General features: G+C 30.5%; 11 protein-coding genes. All 11 read left to right on the forward strand.

The window, feature by feature from the left end; all coding sequences use genetic code 11:
• Positions 1–139 precede the first annotated feature (139 nt).
• The 11 genes from OD91_RS02255 to OD91_RS02305 all read left to right on the forward strand — a co-directional run bounded on the left by OD91_RS02255 (position 140) and on the right by OD91_RS02305 (position 18,650).
• Entirely contained in the window at positions 140–4,921 is a 4,782-nt protein-coding gene (locus OD91_RS02255) for a T9SS type A sorting domain-containing protein (protein WP_144894777.1), read from the forward strand.
• A gap of 124 nt (positions 4,922–5,045) precedes the next feature.
• Positions 5,046–6,602, forward strand: coding sequence for an NAD(P)/FAD-dependent oxidoreductase (locus OD91_RS02260; RefSeq protein WP_144894778.1), 1,557 nt, complete (start codon positions 5,046–5,048; stop codon positions 6,600–6,602).
• A gap of 42 nt (positions 6,603–6,644) precedes the next feature.
• A complete protein-coding gene (locus OD91_RS02265) occupies positions 6,645–7,250 on the forward strand; it encodes a hypothetical protein (protein WP_144894779.1) in 606 nt (201 codons plus the stop codon).
• A 59-nt stretch (positions 7,251–7,309) separates the two neighbouring features.
• On the forward strand, positions 7,310–8,755 hold the full coding sequence (locus OD91_RS02270; protein WP_144894780.1) for an energy transducer TonB: 1,446 nt from the start codon (positions 7,310–7,312) through the stop codon (positions 8,753–8,755).
• A 38-nt stretch (positions 8,756–8,793) separates the two neighbouring features.
• Positions 8,794–9,477, forward strand: a complete 684-nt coding sequence (trmD, locus tag OD91_RS02275; RefSeq protein ID WP_144894781.1) for a tRNA (guanosine(37)-N1)-methyltransferase TrmD — start codon at positions 8,794–8,796, stop codon at positions 9,475–9,477.
• A complete protein-coding gene (locus OD91_RS02280) occupies positions 9,470–10,951 on the forward strand; it encodes a glycosyltransferase family 39 protein (protein WP_144894782.1) in 1,482 nt (493 codons plus the stop codon). Before trmD ends, OD91_RS02280 begins: the two co-directional genes overlap by 8 nt.
• Positions 10,952–11,056: 105 nt before the next feature.
• Entirely contained in the window at positions 11,057–11,407 is a 351-nt protein-coding gene (rplS, locus tag OD91_RS02285) for a 50S ribosomal protein L19 (RefSeq protein ID WP_144894783.1), read from the forward strand.
• Between the two features lie 844 nt (positions 11,408–12,251).
• Entirely contained in the window at positions 12,252–14,471 is a 2,220-nt protein-coding gene (locus OD91_RS02290) for an NADP-dependent isocitrate dehydrogenase (protein ID WP_144894784.1), read from the forward strand.
• An 83-nt stretch (positions 14,472–14,554) separates the two neighbouring features.
• Positions 14,555–15,808, forward strand: coding sequence for an efflux RND transporter periplasmic adaptor subunit (locus OD91_RS02295; RefSeq protein WP_144894785.1), 1,254 nt, complete (start codon positions 14,555–14,557; stop codon positions 15,806–15,808).
• Position 15,809: 1 nt separating this feature from the next.
• Positions 15,810–17,183 carry an ABC transporter permease gene (locus OD91_RS02300; protein WP_144894786.1) on the forward strand — a complete coding sequence of 458 codons (1,374 nt, stop codon included), beginning with the start codon at positions 15,810–15,812 and terminating at the stop codon, positions 17,181–17,183.
• Positions 17,184–17,189: 6 nt separating this feature from the next.
• The gene (locus OD91_RS02305; RefSeq protein WP_144894787.1) at positions 17,190–18,650 is read left to right on the forward strand and encodes a TolC family protein; all 1,461 of its coding nucleotides are present in this window, start codon (positions 17,190–17,192) and stop codon (positions 18,648–18,650) included.
• The last annotated feature ends 37 nt before the right edge of the window (positions 18,651–18,687 follow it).

An 18,687-nucleotide genomic window follows, 5' to 3' on the forward strand; every position in this document is an offset into this window, starting at 1 on the left:
CTTGAAAAAATCACTTAAATTAACTAATAACAATTAATACAATTATATTTTTTATGACATAACAATTTTATTAAAATAAATTTTTGAAAAAGATTACAAACCATTACTTATTAAAATATTTTAACCAAAATTTTATATTATGAATAAACTACTACTAAAAAAAGCATTTAACCATTGCTTTATCAAACAGAAAAAATATTTACCGTTTTTATTTGCGATATTTATTTCGACACAATTTTTAAATTCTCAAGTAACAATTTCACCTTGGGAAATAAACCAAGGAGCAGGTATTTTTACTCATTTTAATCCTAGCCATGGGCATCCAAGCGCTTATGCTCTAGCTAATATTCCTACAAGCAACAATCCTAATTGGAGTGCAGCACCTACGGATGCTAACGGAGCAATACAATACTCTGTTACATCAATTTTAACCAATTGCAGACAACAATTAAATTTCACTTACTTTCAGACATCTATAAATATACCTTCTGCATTTAATGTTAACGATTTAAATGTTAGTTTTTCTGCTGCAGATGATGGTGCAAGAGCATACATTTTTAATTCAGACCATCCTAATGGAGCATTTATAGGTCAAATTCAAGGAGTACCTGTAACGGCAAATTACGCTTCTTTGTCTAAAGCTGGAGAGTTAAACAGATTAGTAATTGTTCAATTTGACGATTGCCCTACAGGAAATAACCTTACTGGTGCACAAGTAAGAGTAAATGGTCAAACCGCACCAATAAGCAATGTTTCTATTACTGCAAATAAAGCTTCTTGCCCTTCTAAAACAGATGGTTCTGCAACAGCAAATTCTTCTGGCGGACAACCACCTTATACCTATGCATGGAGTAACGGTCAAACTACTCAGACAGCAACAAACTTAAGCCCAGGTAGCTATACGGTTACTGCTAGAGATGCAAACGGAACAACCTCTTCAGCATCAACTGTAGTTGGAAGTGCTACTGGAGCTGATAAAGATGGTGATGGAATTATAGATTCTTGTGATTTAGATGATGATAATGATGGTGTTTTAGATACTGATGAATGTTTGGATTCAAATTTTTTCTGGTCTAGTGCACCTACAGTTAATGGAAAAACAGCTACAGGAATGATAAATGGTATAGGGTATACTTATACTTCGACTGTAAATGTTAGAAGCACTAGCAACATGTTTTCCCACAGTACATTTCCAGCTTCATACAATGTACCAAATGCTAATCCAACTATTCAAAATATTGAACCTAGTTCTAATACACTTACTTTTGATCAACCAATGACAAATCCTGTATTGGTTTTTTCTTCAATTGGAGGCGGCCCTATTTCGGTCCCTATTAATTTTAGTGCTCCAGTAGATGTCTTATGGTCAACTCATGTAGGTAATGGATCATCATTTGTACAGAATTCTCCGACTCAAATTACAGGAAAAGAAGCATATACTATTGTAAGAATGAATGGTACTTTTTCAAGTATTTCTTTCGATTACTTAATCTATGAAAATTATGTGAATTTTGCCTTTGGTGCAGATTTCTTTGAATTTTGTGATACTGATGGTGATGGAATAGATGATGTTTTTGATACCGATTCTGACAATGATGGTTGTCCTGATGCTATAGAAGCTGGTCATTTAGACAATGATAATAATGGTGTTTTAGGATCATCTCCAGTAGCAGTTGATGCTAACGGATTAGTCTTAAATCAAGGAGGGTATTCTGGAACAACTGCTTTAGTTATTGATGATCAACAAAATGGTTGTAATGAACCACCTGTTGCATCCTGTAAAAATATCACAGTATCTGCAGATGAAAATTGTTCAGCAAGTATTCTATACACAGACATAGATAATGGTTCCTCAGATCCTGATGGAGATGTTTTAACCTATTCTTTAAGTACTAATGGTCCATTTACTTTAGGTACACACAGTGTAACTTTAACAGTAACAGATCCTAGTGGAGAAAGTAGTTCATGTACTACAACTATAACTGTTGAAGACACAACGGCTCCAGTTACGCCAACTTTAGCTGATATTTTAGGTGAATGTTCCGCGACTGCTACCACACCAACTACTACAGATAATTGTGCTGGTACAATAACGGGAACAACTAATGATTCTTTAGAATATAAAACTCAAGGAAATCACCAAATTACTTGGTCTTTTGATGATGGTAATGGAAACATTGCAACAGCCACACAAAATGTAATTGTTAGTGATGTAACAGCTCCAACAGTTATTACACAAGACATTTCTATTGATTTAGATGCAAATGGTAATGCCATTATTACTCCACAACAAATAGACAATGGTTCTAATGATGCATGTGGAATTGAAAGTATCACTTTAGACAATAATTCTTTTGATTGTTCTAATGTTGGAGGTGGAAATACCGAAAATCAATTAGCATACATGAGTCAAACTAACCAAGGATGGCAGAATTGGACTGGTGAATTAGGGTTAGATTTCGACCTAACTTCTAACTTAACCATAAATACACTTGGAGCTTTTGATCATAATTCTGATGGAATTAACGGTGGTATTAATGGCGGTATACGAGTTGCTATTTTTAATAGAAACACCCAAACAATTGTTCAAGGTTTAGATATAACTATAGCTGGTTCTGGAGATCCTTTAGTTGATAATTTTAGAATAAGAGCTATAAGTCCAGTAGTATTAGGTACTGGTCAGTATACTATTGTAGCTAAAGGTTATGGTAATAATGAACTAAATGGTAATTATTATACAACTGGAACAACAGATAATGCAGATGGTACAATTCAATTTGTTGGTGGAGGAAGATATGCTTATGGAGACAATTCAAATAACATTAACTACCCAACTGTTCTTGATGGCGGCCCTGAAAATAGATATATGGCTGGTACTTTCGGCTTTGCAACAGGAACTGGAAATATAGTTACACTTACAGTTACAGACACAAATGGTAATATTTCTACAGCTACAGCAAATGTTTCTGTAAACGATGTTACTGCTCCAAGTGTAGTTACTCAAAACATCTCTATTGATTTAGATGCTATCGGAAATGCTTCTATTACACCAGCTGATATAGACAATGGTTCTACTGATGCATGTGGAATAGCAAGTTTAACTTTAGACAATGATACTTTTGATTGCTCTAATGTTGGTGATAATACAGTTATATTAACTGTAACTGATGTAAACGGAAACGTTGCTTCTTTACCTGCAACTGTTACTGTAAACGATGTTACTGTTCCAAGTGTAATCACTCAAAATATTTCAATAGATTTAGATACTAATGGAAACGCTTCTATTACAACTACTGATATTGATAACGGTTCTAGTGACGCTTGCGGAATAGCAAGTTTAACTTTAGACAATGATTCGTTTGATTGTTCTAATGTTGGTGCTAATACAGTTACTTTAACTGCTAAAGATGTAAACGGAAACGCTGCTTCTTTAACTGCAACAGTTACTGTAAACGATGTTACTGCTCCAAGTATAGTTACACAAAACATCTCTATTGATTTAGATGCGAATGGTAATACTTCTATTACTCCTGCGGATATTGATAACGGTTCTAATGACGCTTGTGGAATAGCAAGTTTAACTTTAGACAATGATACTTTTGACTGTTCTAATGTTGGCGCTAATACAGTTACCTTAACAGCTACAGATGTAAACGAAAACGCTGCTTCTTTAACTGCAACGGTTACAGTAAATGATGTTACTTTACCAAATGTAATCACACAAAACATTACAATTGAATTAGATGAAAATGGTGAAGCTTCAATCACTACTGCTGATATAGACAACGGATCTAATGATGCCTGTGGTATTGAATCATATGCTTTAGACAATGATTCTTTTGATTGTTCTAATACTGGAGATAATACGGTGGTTTTAACGGTTACTGATGTAAACGGAAACAATGCTTCTTTAACTGCTACAGTTACTGTTCAAGACAACATTGCTCCTACTGTAATTACTCAAAGTTATTCAATTGATTTAGCTAATGGGGTTGCAGATATTACTCCAAGTAATATTGATGGTGGAACTTTTGATAATTGTGATTTTACACTTTCAATTGATAGAGATCATTTTACCTGTGATGATATAGGAGATCATGTGGTTACTTTAACCGCTACAGATGCTTCTGGTAACTCAAGTTCAGAAACTGCAATCGTTTCTATTCTTGGTGATGTACCAACAATAGGTATCAATGATTTTAATACAGTACAAACTCAAAAGAAAAATACTATTTTCTTAGGTTTTGGACCTCAAAGTATTAATCTATCTACAGTTGTTGATGGTGGAAGTGGATTTACATATGAATGGGCAACTTCTACAGGAGAAGTAATATCTAACCAAGCAAATCCAACTATTAATCCAACAGTAAGTACAACTTACTATGTAACTGTTACCAATGCTAATGGATGTACTGCTTCAACTTCAATTTATGTTTGTGTTATTGATGCTAGAGCTTATGATAGAAAAGGTAGATACAAAGGAAAAGTATTAGTATGTCACCATACAAATGGTAAAAAAGGAACCAAGCATGTTATGATTAGCATTAGTAAAAATGCTGTTATGCAACATTTAACTAAACATGGTATAGGAACAGATCATGCAGATAGTTTAGGTGCTTGTAATGCTCAGTGTGTAACAAATCAAACTATTTTAGCAAGAACTAAAACTATTAATTTAAGTTCTGTAACTACATATCCAAATCCTTCAAGTGGAATTTTTGAAGTGAGGTTAAGTAAAGCTGAAGATAATACTCGTTTATTACTTTTTGATTTAACTGGTAAACTTATTCTTCATAAAACTATTAGTACTAAAAAAGCTAGTATGGGAAGTAATAACTTACCGTCTGGTGTATACATTCTTAAAGTTATTTACAACGATAGTATTAGTACTAAAAAACTAATAATAGAAAAAGGAAAATAAAAATCGTTTTGACAAATCTTAGGGGGATTGTCTAAATGTAAAACAGGTTAAGAAATTTCTTAACCTGTTTTTTTTATGCTTTTAATATTACAAATAAAGATTCTTATTTAACTACTTTTGCGCTATGGTTAAAGAGATTCAACTTAGAGTAAATTTAATAGAAGAAAAAAAGGAAGGTACTTTACTTTTTAAAGCTTCTAAATTCCTTAAAGTTGATAAAACCGAAATTACAGCAGTTAAAGTCTTACGAAAATCGATTGACGCTCGTAAGAAAGATATCATCTTTAATTATAAAGTTGCCGTATATATTAATGAACAACTTCCTGAAAAATCTGATTATATTTTTGAATATAAAGATGTTTCTAATGCCAAAGAAATACATATTGTAGGTTTTGGTCCTGCTGGTATGTATGCTGCCTTACGGTGTATAGAATTAGGCTACAAACCTGTAGTTTTAGAACGCGGAAAAAATGTACAAGATAGACGTAGGGATTTACGCGCTATAAATCAAGAACATTTTGTGAACGAAGATTCTAATTATTGTTTTGGCGAAGGTGGCGCAGGCACGTATTCTGACGGTAAATTATACACTCGATCTTTAAAACGTGGTGATGTACGACGTATTTTTGAAAACCTAGTTTTTCATGGTGCTAGTGAACAAATTTTAGTAGATGCACATCCGCATATTGGAACCAATAAATTACCCAAAATCATTCAGAATATTCGAGAAAACATTTTAAAATATGGTGGAGAAATTCATTTTGACACGCGTGTTACAGACTTTATCATTAAGAATAATAAACTACAAGCAATTCAATTAAATGATTCAAAAGAAATGGCTGTCAATTCAGTTATTTTAGCAACGGGGCATTCTGCAAGAGATATTTACGAATTATTACACAGAAAAAACATTGCTTTAAAAGCGAAGTCTTTTGCCATGGGAGTTCGTGTAGAGCATCCTCAAGAAATCATCGATCAAATACAATATAGTTGTGATGGAAAAAGAGATGATTTATTACCAGCAGCGGCTTACAGTTTAGTTCAACAAGTAAACAACAGAGGAGTTTATTCTTTTTGCATGTGTCCTGGCGGATTTATAGTTCCTGCTGCAACTGCAAATGGTGAAGTTGTTGTAAACGGAATGTCGCCAAGTAGAAGAAATAATAGATTTGCAAACTCAGGAATTGTAGTCGAATTAGATATTGATAACGATTTTAAGAAATACGAAAAATTTGGCGCGTTAAAAGGATTAGAATTTCAAAAAGATTTAGAGAAAATTGCGTTTTATGCGGGCGGAAGAAGTCAAGTAGCTCCTGCGCAACGATTAGTCGATTTTGTAGAAGGTAAACTTTCATCAGATTTAAACGACACTTCCTATCAACCCGGATTAAAGTCTGCTCCCCTACACTCTTTATTACCTAAAATAATTGGAAGCAGATTGCGAAAAGGTTTTGCGGCTTTTGGCAAAAAAATGCACGGATATTATACCAATGAAGCAAATATTGTAGGGGTTGAATCTAGAACCTCCTCTCCCGTTAACATTCCAAGAAAAGAGAATTTAGAACACCCAGAAATTGAAGGTTTATTTCCTTGTGGCGAAGGCGGAGGTTATGCAGGTGGTATAATTTCTGCTGCTATGGATGGGGAACGTTGTGCAGAGGCGGTAGTTAATCTATTATAATTTATTTGGTTTAATGTTAATTTTCAGATAGTTTTGTTTCCTATGAAAAAGAAGCTATTATTTTTAATATGTATCCTAATTTATACTATTTCACATTCTCAACATTTAAAAGTTGATTTAATTTTTAATGATGGGCAAGTACTTGAAGGTTTTGGCATGGTTACCAAAAATGGTAAGATAAAATTTAGAATTTCAACAGAAGATGAGCCAGATACTTGGACTTTCTTAATGGTTAAAGGAGTTACTTTCTATCATTATGAGAAAGTAATAAATTTTGAATATATAAAAACAAATAAAAGACAGAAACCTTTACTTCTTGAGGTAGTTTCTTATGGTAAAGTTAATTTATATATTAAAAGTAAAAAACCTGTTTACATCGAGATTAAAAACTTAAACCTTAATCTTAATAACAACATCAGTGTAAACCCTTTTTTTATATTAAGCCTTCTTGAGAATAATGAAACATTGTATGTTAAAAGAGAAAATGAAGAAATCGCAACAAAATTAAGTGGTCGTTTTAGGAAAAAATCTCTCTTATACTTTAAAGATTGTCCTGAGGTAATAGAAATATTTTCTACCAAAGAATATTTAAAATATAAAATTATTGATATAGTAAATGAGTATAATTTTTATTGCTCTAATGATTAACTTTTCAAAATACAAAAACAAACATTTTTAATACCTTAGACAAAAATTAAAAAAACACTATGAAATCTTCTATTACATTTTTCTTTCTTTTCTTAATTTCTTTTAGTTTTTCACAGGAAAACTTTGATTATCAAAAATACTCAAATCCAGATCCTGAAAATGAATTATCAATATATTTTAAGAAACATATTCCTGAACAATTATTAACAAATATAACTTACTCTAAAAATAAATCTAATTTAATTGTCTCTTTTTACATCAATAAAGAAGGTATTCCATATAATGTTAACATCAATTCATCTAGAAACAGTAAACTAAATAAAATATTAAGAAAGAAAGTAGAGAGTTATCCATTTAATAAAATGGATATCAAACTCGATACTAGTAAAAAATATTCTTTTCAAATAATTTCAAAAAACGAAAATATTAATCGAATAAACTGTAGTTCTAAATTAATTATTGAATCTGCACCAATTTGTAACAATTGTAATGATTTAAATTTTTATCAAGATATAGTAAGATGTGTAGAAGATAAAATAAAGAATCATTTTATTAATTCTATTGACTTTTCAATTTCGAGTAATTTTAAAAATCAAGAAAAATTAAACATACATTTAGAGTTATCATTAGATAATAACGGTACTCTAAATTTAGATAAAATTAAAAAAGCTGATGAGATTTTTTATTCCGAAATAAACAGCTCTGTAAAAAGTTTCCCTAAATTAATTGCCTCAAGCTCAATAAATAATACATTTAAAAAATTTAAACACAATATATATTTAAATTTTAATAAAGGTAAAAAACCAAAGTTTGACAAACCAATCTTTAATAATTTTGATAGTATTTTTAAACCTAATTCAGAAAACAACTTAGCTTCTTATTTTTCAAAAAACTTAAATGCTACAGAATTACAAAATGCCAATTTAAATAGAGTAAATAAAAAACTATCTATATTTTTTGAAATTAATAAAAAAAACAAACTTCATAATATAAGAACTAATTCTCGTTCTAATATATTAGAGCAAAAGATAATTTCTTTATTTAAAAATTTTAACATTGAAGAACTTAATCTTGTCGACAAGCATCATTTTAATAGTTATTTCACACCTATAATTGTATTTGAAAATGAAAAAAACATCATAAAAACAAATAGTATTATTGGTTATAATCGTATTCCAATTTTTCCAAAATGCAGGAAATCGAAAGATCTTGTTAATGCAAAAAAATGCTTTAACACCAATATTCAAAAGCATTTTAGCAAAAATTTCAATTCGAGATTACCTAATAATCTAGGGTTAAGTCCTGGTAGGAAAAGAGTTTTTATATCTTTTACAATAAACAAAAAAGGTTTTGTTTCTAAAGTTAATGTTAGAGCACCACATCCTAAATTAAAAAAAGAGATCATAAGAGTAATAAAAAAGTTACCGCGTGTAAAACCTGCTATTTTTGGAAGAAAATTAGCTAACATTAAATATTCTATTCCTTTTACTTTAATCGTAGAATAAAAAAAAGTAAAACCAACAATTTTGATACCTTTGCAACTATGCGAATAGATATTATTTCCGTTGCTCCAGACTTACTAGAAAGTCCGTTTAATCATTCTATTATAAAAAGAGCACAAGACAAAGGCTTGGCAGAAATTGTGGTACACGATTTACGCACCTACGGTTTAGGAAATTACAAACAAATAGATGATACGCAGTTTGGTGGTGGTGCTGGTATGGTTTTAATGATTGAACCAATTTCTAATTGTATTAAAAAGTTGCAAACAGAAAGGAAATACGATGAAATAATCTATATGACTCCAGATGCAAAAACCTTAAATCAAGCTACCGCAAATACGCTTTCGTTACAAGAAAACATCTTAATTCTTACGGGTCATTATAAAGGTGTTGATCAACGGATTAGAGACAAATATATTACCAAAGAAATATCTATTGGTGATTATGTTTTAACAGGTGGTGAATTAGCCGCAGCAGTTTTAGTGGATGCAGTTGTTCGATTAATTCCTGGTGTTATTGGTGATGAGCAATCTGCATTGACAGATTCTTTTCAAGACAATTTATTATCGCCTCCTGTATTTACAAGACCTTCGAATTTTGAAGGTATGAAAGTCCCAGAGATTTTATTATCGGGTAATTTTCCAAAAATTGACGATTGGCGTTCAGAAAAAGCTTTTGAAAGAACGCAACAAATAAGACCTGATTTATTAAAAGATAATGAATAAAGTGACATCTTTTATAAATAACAACAAAGCCATTTCTTGGGTTTTAGGATTCCAACTTTTCAGATTGATATTACTTCCCTTTATGGGATTAATGCCACAAGATGCTTATTATTACTTATACGGACAGAATTTATCGTTATCTTATTTTGATCACCCAGGAATGATTGGCTATTTACTAAGAATCTTTTCAGAGATTTTTGGACAATCTGTATTTGTAATAAAATTCACTGATTTTGTAATAACCTCGTTAACCATTTTAAGCTTTTACAAATTAGCTTCTTATTTTTTATCCAAACAAAAATTAGAAAGAGCAATTGTTTTAATTGCCTCTACCTTATTTATCTCAATTTTATCGTTTAATTCCACACCAGATGTTCCGTTATTATTATTCTGGACTCTAAGTTTAATCTGCTTATTTAAAGCAATTTTTGAAGAAAAAAAGTGGTTTTGGATTTTAGGCGGAATTGCCATGGGATTAGCATTCAATAGTAAGTATACAGCACTTTTATTACAAATCGGATTGATAGCTTTTGTCATCTTTTCTAATAAATACCGAAAATTATTACTTTCTCCTTGGCTCTGGATTTCGCTACTTATATCTGTTGCAGTTATGTTTCCAGTTTGGTGGTGGAATTATCAAAATGAATTTGCCTCATTTGCTTTTCAGTCATCCAACAGAACAAGCTCCATCTCAGAATTTAATATTTCTCCAAAGAAATTTTTCGGTGCCATCGGGCATCAGATGGTCTTATTAGTGCCTATATTATTTTTAGTTTTTATCACGTTTACTTTTAAATATATAAAACGAGCACTTTTAACCTTTAAAATTCCACAAGCAAAGACCTTATTTTTATTAGCATTCTTTATTCCAACTTTTGTTGGATTCTTTGCCATCACTCCTATTTACTGGGTAAAACTTAACTGGATGATGCCTTCTTATATTACAGGAATCATTATAGCAGCTATGTTTATTAGTAGAAAATTGATAAAATTACAGTTGATTTTCTCAGTCGTTTTGCACCTTGTCATTGCTGTACAAATACTGTTTTACATCATTCCTATAAAAAGTGATGATACCTGGGTTGGTTGGAAAGAATTAGCTATTGAAACAGAGAAATTACAAGAACAATATCCTAATACATTTGTTTTTTCTGAAGATAATTACAAAACTGCTGCAGCATTAAACTTTTTTATGAATGATAAAGTGTATGCACAGAATATTATTGGCTTACCAGCTTTACATTTTGACTATCTAGGCGATGATTTATCGATTCTAAACGCTAAAAACGGATTATTTATAGACTCAGACAAACGTTTTAAAGACAACAATAAAAAAGGAGAATCTCACCATTTATTAACTAATTATTTTGATAACATTACTGAATTAGAACCGATTATAATAAAAGTGAATAATAAAGAAGTCCGTAAGTTTTGGGTTTTCTACTGTACTAATTATCAATCAAAAAATAATTAGATTTAGTTTTATCAACAAAAAAAAAGCACTAAATTTGCACTCGCTAAAATAACCTCTGACGAAAATCGTGAATGTTGCTTTACAAAAACTATAAATTATTAAAAGATGGAATCTTTAGTAAAATTTGTTCAAGACGAATTTGTAACAAAAAAAGAATTTGCAGAATTTGCAGCTGGTGATACAATCACAGTTTATTACGAAATTAAAGAAGGAAACAAAACTAGAACTCAGTTTTTTAGAGGAGTTGTAATTCAAAGAAGAGGAAGTGGATCTTCAGAAACATTCACTATTAGAAAAATGTCTGGTACAATTGGTGTAGAGCGTATCTTCCCAGTAAATTTACCAGCAATCCAAAAAATTGAAGTAAACAAAAGAGGTAAAGTACGTAGAGCACGTATCTTTTACTTTAGAGGTCTTACTGGTAAAAAAGCAAGAATTAAAGAAAAAAGAGGATAGGAAAAACTTCTTAATTCATATATATAAAGCATCGTACATTGTACGGTGCTTTTTTAATTAACAAATGTTAATAAGCTATGTTGATACATTGTTGATTTTAAACTACTTAAAAAGTTTGTGCTTTTTATAATCTATTCTATATTTGGAATAGAATTTACAACGTAAGTGCTATTAAAACCGAAAGGGTATTACTACATAAACAAAATGTAAATTGATAAAGTAACGTTCTTTATTTACTGGTTTTCAAACAAAATCTATAAACTTTGTTACACTTCTGTATGTTGATATTACAAAATTTAGGTAAGTTATTTAAGTGCTCTAGTCACTAAAATAATATACTTAACTGGGAGTAATAATTAACTGAAGGATAAAAAGAGTAAGTGCGAATGCTTGAAAAAGCAAACAAACTCATCTTTGGTATACTTGAAAAAGTATACTCATCTAAAAGATTTATGTTAGAAATCAGACGAAACATTAATAAAGTTTGTCAACAGAATGTTAGCAAGCAAGGATGTTTCAACTGGAATAGAAAAACGTAATTTCTTCTTTGTAAGAAATATAAAGTGTAACTTTATTTGAACCTGTAGCAATACAAGTCAGTATGAAAGACTATTTCAAAAAAGCCATATCTAAACAAGTAATTGTTAGGTGTGGCTTTTATTCTTACTAATAATTCCTCAAAAAAGCTTCTTTTTTTTGTCAAAAACTCAATAAAACCAGCTAATTAATAACACTTTAACAGTTAAAAATTCAGCTTTAATTCATAAATTTGCACCGCTTTATACGAAAAGCATTTCGTAAATAGCAAAAACTATTCTTTTTTTGAACAAAATAAAATGATTTTATGAGCAAAATAGCTAAAATTATATATACAAAAACTGACGAAGCGCCTGCATTGGCAACGCGTTCTTTTTTACCAATTGTAAAAGCATTTACTAAATCATCTAATATAGAAATTGAAACTAAAGATATTTCTTTAGCGGCAAGAATTTTAGCAAACTTTTCTGATTACTTAACAGAAGATCAAAAAGTAGAAGATGCTTTAGCTCAATTAGGAGAATTAGCTAAAAAACCTGAAGCAAACATTATAAAGTTACCTAATATTTCTGCCTCTGTACCACAGTTAGAAGCAGCTATAAAAGAATTACAAGTTTTAGATTATAAAATTCCTGATTTCCCTGAAGAAACAAACTCAGCAGAAGATAAAGCTATTTTAGCTCGTTACAATAAAGTAAAAGGATCTGCTGTAAACCCTGTTTTAAGAGAAGGAAATTCTGACAGAAGAGCACCAAAAGCGGTAAAGAATTACGCGCGTAAAAATCCACACTCTATGGGAGCTTGGAGTGCAGACTCTAAAACTCATGTTGCAACGATGCAAGATGGTGATTTTGCACACAACGAAAAATCTATTACCACTACAGAAGCAACTTCTGTAAACATAATTCATACTGCATCAAACGGAACAAAAACTACTCTTAAAGAAAATATATCTTTATTAGATGGAGAAATTATTGATGCTACGGTAATGAGCAAAAAAGCATTATTAACGTTCTTAGAAACACAAGTTAACGATTCAAACGATAAAGACTTATTACTGTCTTTACACATGAAAGCTACCATGATGAAGGTTTCTGACCCGATTATCTTTGGACATGCAGTTCGTGTATATTTTAAAGATTTATTTGAAAAACACAACGATATTTTTGAAGAAATTGGTGTTGATGTAAATAATGGTTTTGGAAACTTATTAAGTAATCTTGACGAAGTTTCTGAAGATAAAAGAAGAGAAATCTTAGCAGATATTAATATTGTTTTAGAAAACAATCCAGATATCGCCATGGTAAATTCTGATAAAGGAATTACCAATTTACACGTTCCTTCGGATGTAATTATTGATGCTTCTATGCCTGCAATGATTAGAACTTCCGGTCAGATGTGGAACAAAGAAGGAAAATTACAAGATACCAAAGCAATTATTCCTGATAGTTCTTATGCTGGTATTTATACAGCAACTATAGACTTTTGTAAAAAACATGGTGCGTTTGATCCAACAACAATGGGTACAGTTCCTAATGTTGGTTTAATGGCTCAAAAAGCTGAAGAATATGGTTCTCATGATAAAACTTTTGAAATTGCAACGGATGGAAACGTTCAGGTGATTGATGCAAACGGAGCTGTTTTAATTGAACATACTGTTGAAGAAGGAGATATTTGGAGAATGTGTCAAGTAAAAGATGCACCTATTCAAGATTGGGTAAAATTAGCAGTTACTAGAGCGAGAGCTTCTAAAACTCCAGCTGTTTTTTGGTTGGATGAAAATAGAGCACATGATGCTGAAATCATTAAAAAAGTAAACGCTTATTTACCAAATCATGATACTTCTGGTTTAGACATCAGAATTTTATCACCTATAAAAGCAACTGAATTCACGTTAGAAAGAATTATTAAAGGAGAAGATACTATTTCTGTTTCTGGTAATGTTTTACGTGATTATTTAACAGACTTATTTCCAATTTTAGAATTAGGAACTTCTGCAAAAATGTTATCTATTGTTCCTTTAATGAACGGTGGTGGATTGTTTGAAACGGGTGCTGGTGGTTCTGCTCCAAAACATGTTCAACAATTTGAAAAAGAAAACCACTTACGTTGGGATTCTTTAGGAGAATTCTTAGCGTTAGCTGTTTCTTTAGAACATTTAGGAACATCAAATGATAATAAAAAAGCAATCATTTTATCGGAAGCATTAGACAATGCAACAGATAAGTTTTTAGACAATAAAAAGTCGCCTTCAAGAAAAGTTAACGAATTAGACAATAGAGGTTCTCACTTCTATTTAGCAATGTATTGGGCTCAGGAATTGGCCAATCAAAATGATGATGTTGATTTAAAAGCTGAGTTTTCTTCGATTGCAAATCAATTAGAAGTCAATGAAGAAAAGATTGTAAATGAGTTAAATGACATACAAGGAATCGCTGTAAATATTGGTGGTTATTACGAACCAAATGATACTCTTGCAGATAAAGCAATGAGACCTAACAGCACCTTAAACAGTATTTTAGGTTAATTTTCTCAAAACATTAACAATTAAAGAGAGCTAACTAGCTCTCTTTTTTATTTATATTTGGTTTCAGACTAAAAAAACCAACTATGAGTAAGAAAAAAATCTACATAATTGCAGGTTTAATAATTGCATTATTATTATTTTATTTTTTCTTTAAATCTAAAACGGAAGATGATATATCCTTAACCGTTAAAGTAAAAAAAGGAAACTTTATTAGCGAAGTTCTCACCTCTGGAGAAATACAATCATCGAGCTCAAAAAGAATAAGCGGCCCATCTTCACAAAGTTTAAGAAAATTCAACTTAAGAGATATTAAGATTCAAGATTTAGTTTCTGAAGGCTCTATTGTAAAAAAAGGAGATTATGTTGGAAGATTAGATCCATCTAGTATCAATGAAAAAATTCTTGATGCTGAATTAAATTTAGAAACTGCACAATCTAAATATACACAACAACAATTAGACACCACATTAACGCTAAAACAAGAACGTAATGGTATCAATGATTTATTATTTAGCATCGAAGAAACAAAACTAGAACTTACTCAGTCTGCTTTTGAACCACCTGCAACTATAAAAAAGTTAGAAATACAAATTGAAAAATCGAATAGGGATTTAAGAGAAAAAAGAGAGAACTATTCAATAAAAAAGAGACAAGCAGATGCTAAAATGGTAGAAGTTGGTACTGAAGTTTCTAAAATTAAAAAGAAGTTAAACGAGCTTACCAAGCTACTAAAATCGTTCACAATTCACTCAGATGGTAATGGAATGATTACCTATATAAAAGAATGGGATGGTAGAAAAAAGAAAGTTGGTTCTTCTGTAAGTCCATGGAGTCCTTCGATTGCGTCACTTCCAGATTTATCAAAAATGGAATCTAAAACCTATGCAAACGAAGTAGACATTAGAAAGATTAAAAAAGAGTTACCTGTTACCGTTGGTTTTGATGCTTTTCCTGATATAAAACTTGAAGGAGTAGTTACCAATGTTGCCAATGTGGGCGAGAAAAAAAGAGGTTCTGATATCAAAGTTTTTCAAGTGATGATAAAGCTTAAAAACACGAATGATAACATTAGACCTGGTATGACTACATCAAACAAAATTTTAACAGACACAGAAGAAGATACTTTAATCACACCTATTGAATCTATATTTTCTAAGGATAGCATAAGTTATGTTTATAAAAAGTCCGGTTTTTCAGTAGAAAAAATCCAAGTAGAATTAGGTAAATCTAATAATGATATCATTGTTATTAAAAAAGGTGTAAAAGAAAATGATGTTCTTTATTTAAATAAACCTGAAGGTTATGAAACTAAAAATATAATTCTTTTAAAAGAATAATATGATAGACAGAATACTTTTAGAAAAATTAAAGTCAAATTTTACTGAAGCAATACGTGTAATCGCCACCAATAAAGTTAGAACTTTTTTAACAGCTTTAGGTATTATTTTTGGTGTAGCTGCAGTAATTACAATGCTTGCCATTGGAAAGGGTGCAGAAAAAGAAATACTCTCTCAATTAGAATTAGTTGGTGTAAATAATATTGTTATTACTCCAATTCCAGATGATAAAGATGATGAGGATAGTAATAGCGAAGAAAGTAGTGATGGTGTAGAGTCAAAAAAATTCTCTAAAGGATTAGATTTAGATGATGCAAAAAGTATACTTAGTAATATACCTTCTGTAAAAAATGTAAGTCCAGAAATTATTATGGACACTTATGTAATTAATAATGGTAGACAAAACTCGGTAAAACTAGTTGGAGTTAGCACTTCTTTTTTTAACACTTCTAATATATTAATTGATAAAGGAAAAAACTTCACTAAACATCAATTAAACAATGCTTTACCTGTTTGTATTATTGGAAAAAGTATCGAGAAAAAATTATTTACTGGAGAAAGTGCCATTGGTAAATACATTAAAGTAAAAGATGTTTGGCTGCAAGTTGTGGGTATAATTGAAGAAAAATTAATCTCTGAAAAAGCACAAGAAAACTTAGGAATACGAGATCTAAATCAAGACGTATACATTCCTGTAAAAACGTTTTTGGTTCGCTACAAAGACAGAAAAATAATTAGCGACAAACCTCTTGACACTGGTGGTGGAATGGTTTTTTTTAGCGGAAATCAAAGTGGCCCAAAGAAAAGAATTCCAAGAGGAAATTATCATCAAATTGATAAGCTTACAATTCAAGTATCAAATTCGAATGAATTAAAATCTACTGCTGAGGTTTTGAGTAGAATGCTTAAAAGAAAGCACAATAATGTTTTAGATTTTGAAATAACAATACCAATTCAGTTGTTAAAACAACAACAGAAAACAAAACAAATATTTAATATTGTTCTTAGTATTATTGCTGGAATTTCTTTACTTATTGGTGGGATAGGCATCATGAATATTATGCTTGCTTCGGTTTTAGAAAGAACAAAAGAAATAGGGATTATAAGAGCAATTGGAGCTACACAAGAAGATGTTATTTTACAGTTCTTATCAGAATCAGTATTAATTAGTATTGGTGGTGGAATTATTGGAATTTTTATCGGAATTATAGCTTCTTATGCTGTAGAGATAGCTACAGGAATAGAAACCATACTTTCTTTTAATTCTATTTTATTATCATTTTTTGTAGCAACACTTATTGGGTTAATTTTTGGTATTGCTCCTGCAAAAGCTGCCGCAAATAAGAGTCCTATTGAAGCCATTAGATACGAATAAATAATTATGAAAAAAATAGCGCTATTACACTTTTTACTATTAACAACTATCGTTTTTTGTCAGGATAGAAAAATATCTTTAGATGAAGCGATTCAATTAGCTCAAAAAAAATCTCCAGATTTCAAGGCAAATCTCAATAAAAATCAAGCGAGTTATTGGCGGTACAAAAATTATAAAGCTAGTTTTTTACCTATTGTTGGTTTAAGTGCTACGCTTCCTTCCTACTCTAATTCTTCAAGGAGATTAACCAATGATTTAGGACAAGATATATTTGTAAATCAGAATCAATCTAGAATAGAAGGGAGACTTTCTATTTCGCAAAACATTCCTTATACCGGAGGTTCTTTGTCAATAAATTCTCAATTAGAACGAATCGATATTTTTGGCGCAAATTCCTCTACTGGATATTTCGTCACTCCTTTTTCTATTAACTACAATCAAAACTCTTTGTTTTACAATCCATTTAAATGGGATAAAAAAATTGAACCTTTAATTTATGAGGAATCAAAAAAGGATTTTATTGAAAACATGGAGAAAATTTCTTTAACTACATCACGTTTTTATTTTAGTCTTCTAAAATCGCAAATGCAATTAAAAATAGCTAATAATAATTTATCGAATCAAGATACATTATATCAAATTGCAAAAGGAAGATTTAAAATTGGGAAAATAGCTGAGAATGATTTATTGCAAATGGAACTTTCACTTTTAAACTCTAAAAACAGTGTTACCACATCTAAAATATCTTTAAAAAGAGCCGCTCAAAATTTTACTCGATATTTAGGTTTAGGTTCTCAAGAATTAGAATTAAATATTCCAGTAAATTTATCTCCTTTTAATGTTGATATAGAAAAAGCACTAGAAGAAGCAAGTTCTAACAGAAAATCTGTAATCGAATTTAGACGAAAAAGATTAGAAGCAGAAAAGGAACTTGCCAGAGTTAAAGGAAATAACAAATTACAATTAAATGTAAATGCAAATTTTGGAATTTCACAACAAGGAGCATTAATTAATGATCTTTTTCAAGATTTTAATCGCCAGCAAAACATATCTGTTACACTAAGCCTTCCTGTCTTTGATTGGGGAGTCTCTAAATCGAGAAGAAAAATAGCCGAAGCAAATCTAGATTTAGTTAACACCAATTTAGAACAAGACAAACAAGCATTTGAACAAGAAATTTACCTTCATACCTTAAATTGGTCTAACCAAAGAGTTTTCTTAAAAACATCAGAAAAAGCTAAAGAAATAGCTACTAAAAGATATGATATTACTAAAAAAAGATACATTTTAGGTAAAATTACAATTACAGACTTAAACTTAGCGCAGTCAGAAAAAGATAGAGCAGTTGTGGTGTATTTGAATTCTTTAGAAAAATTTTGGGTAGATTATTATACCTTAAGAAGGTTAACACTTTATGATTTTTTAAATGATAAAAAAATTGAAATTAAGGACATTATTTACAATTAAAAATTAAATTTTCTAATTTAATAATCGTACTTTTGTT

It is taken from the genome of Lutibacter sp. Hel_I_33_5 (assembly GCF_007827455.1).
Taxonomy (GTDB): domain Bacteria; phylum Bacteroidota; class Bacteroidia; order Flavobacteriales; family Flavobacteriaceae; genus Polaribacter.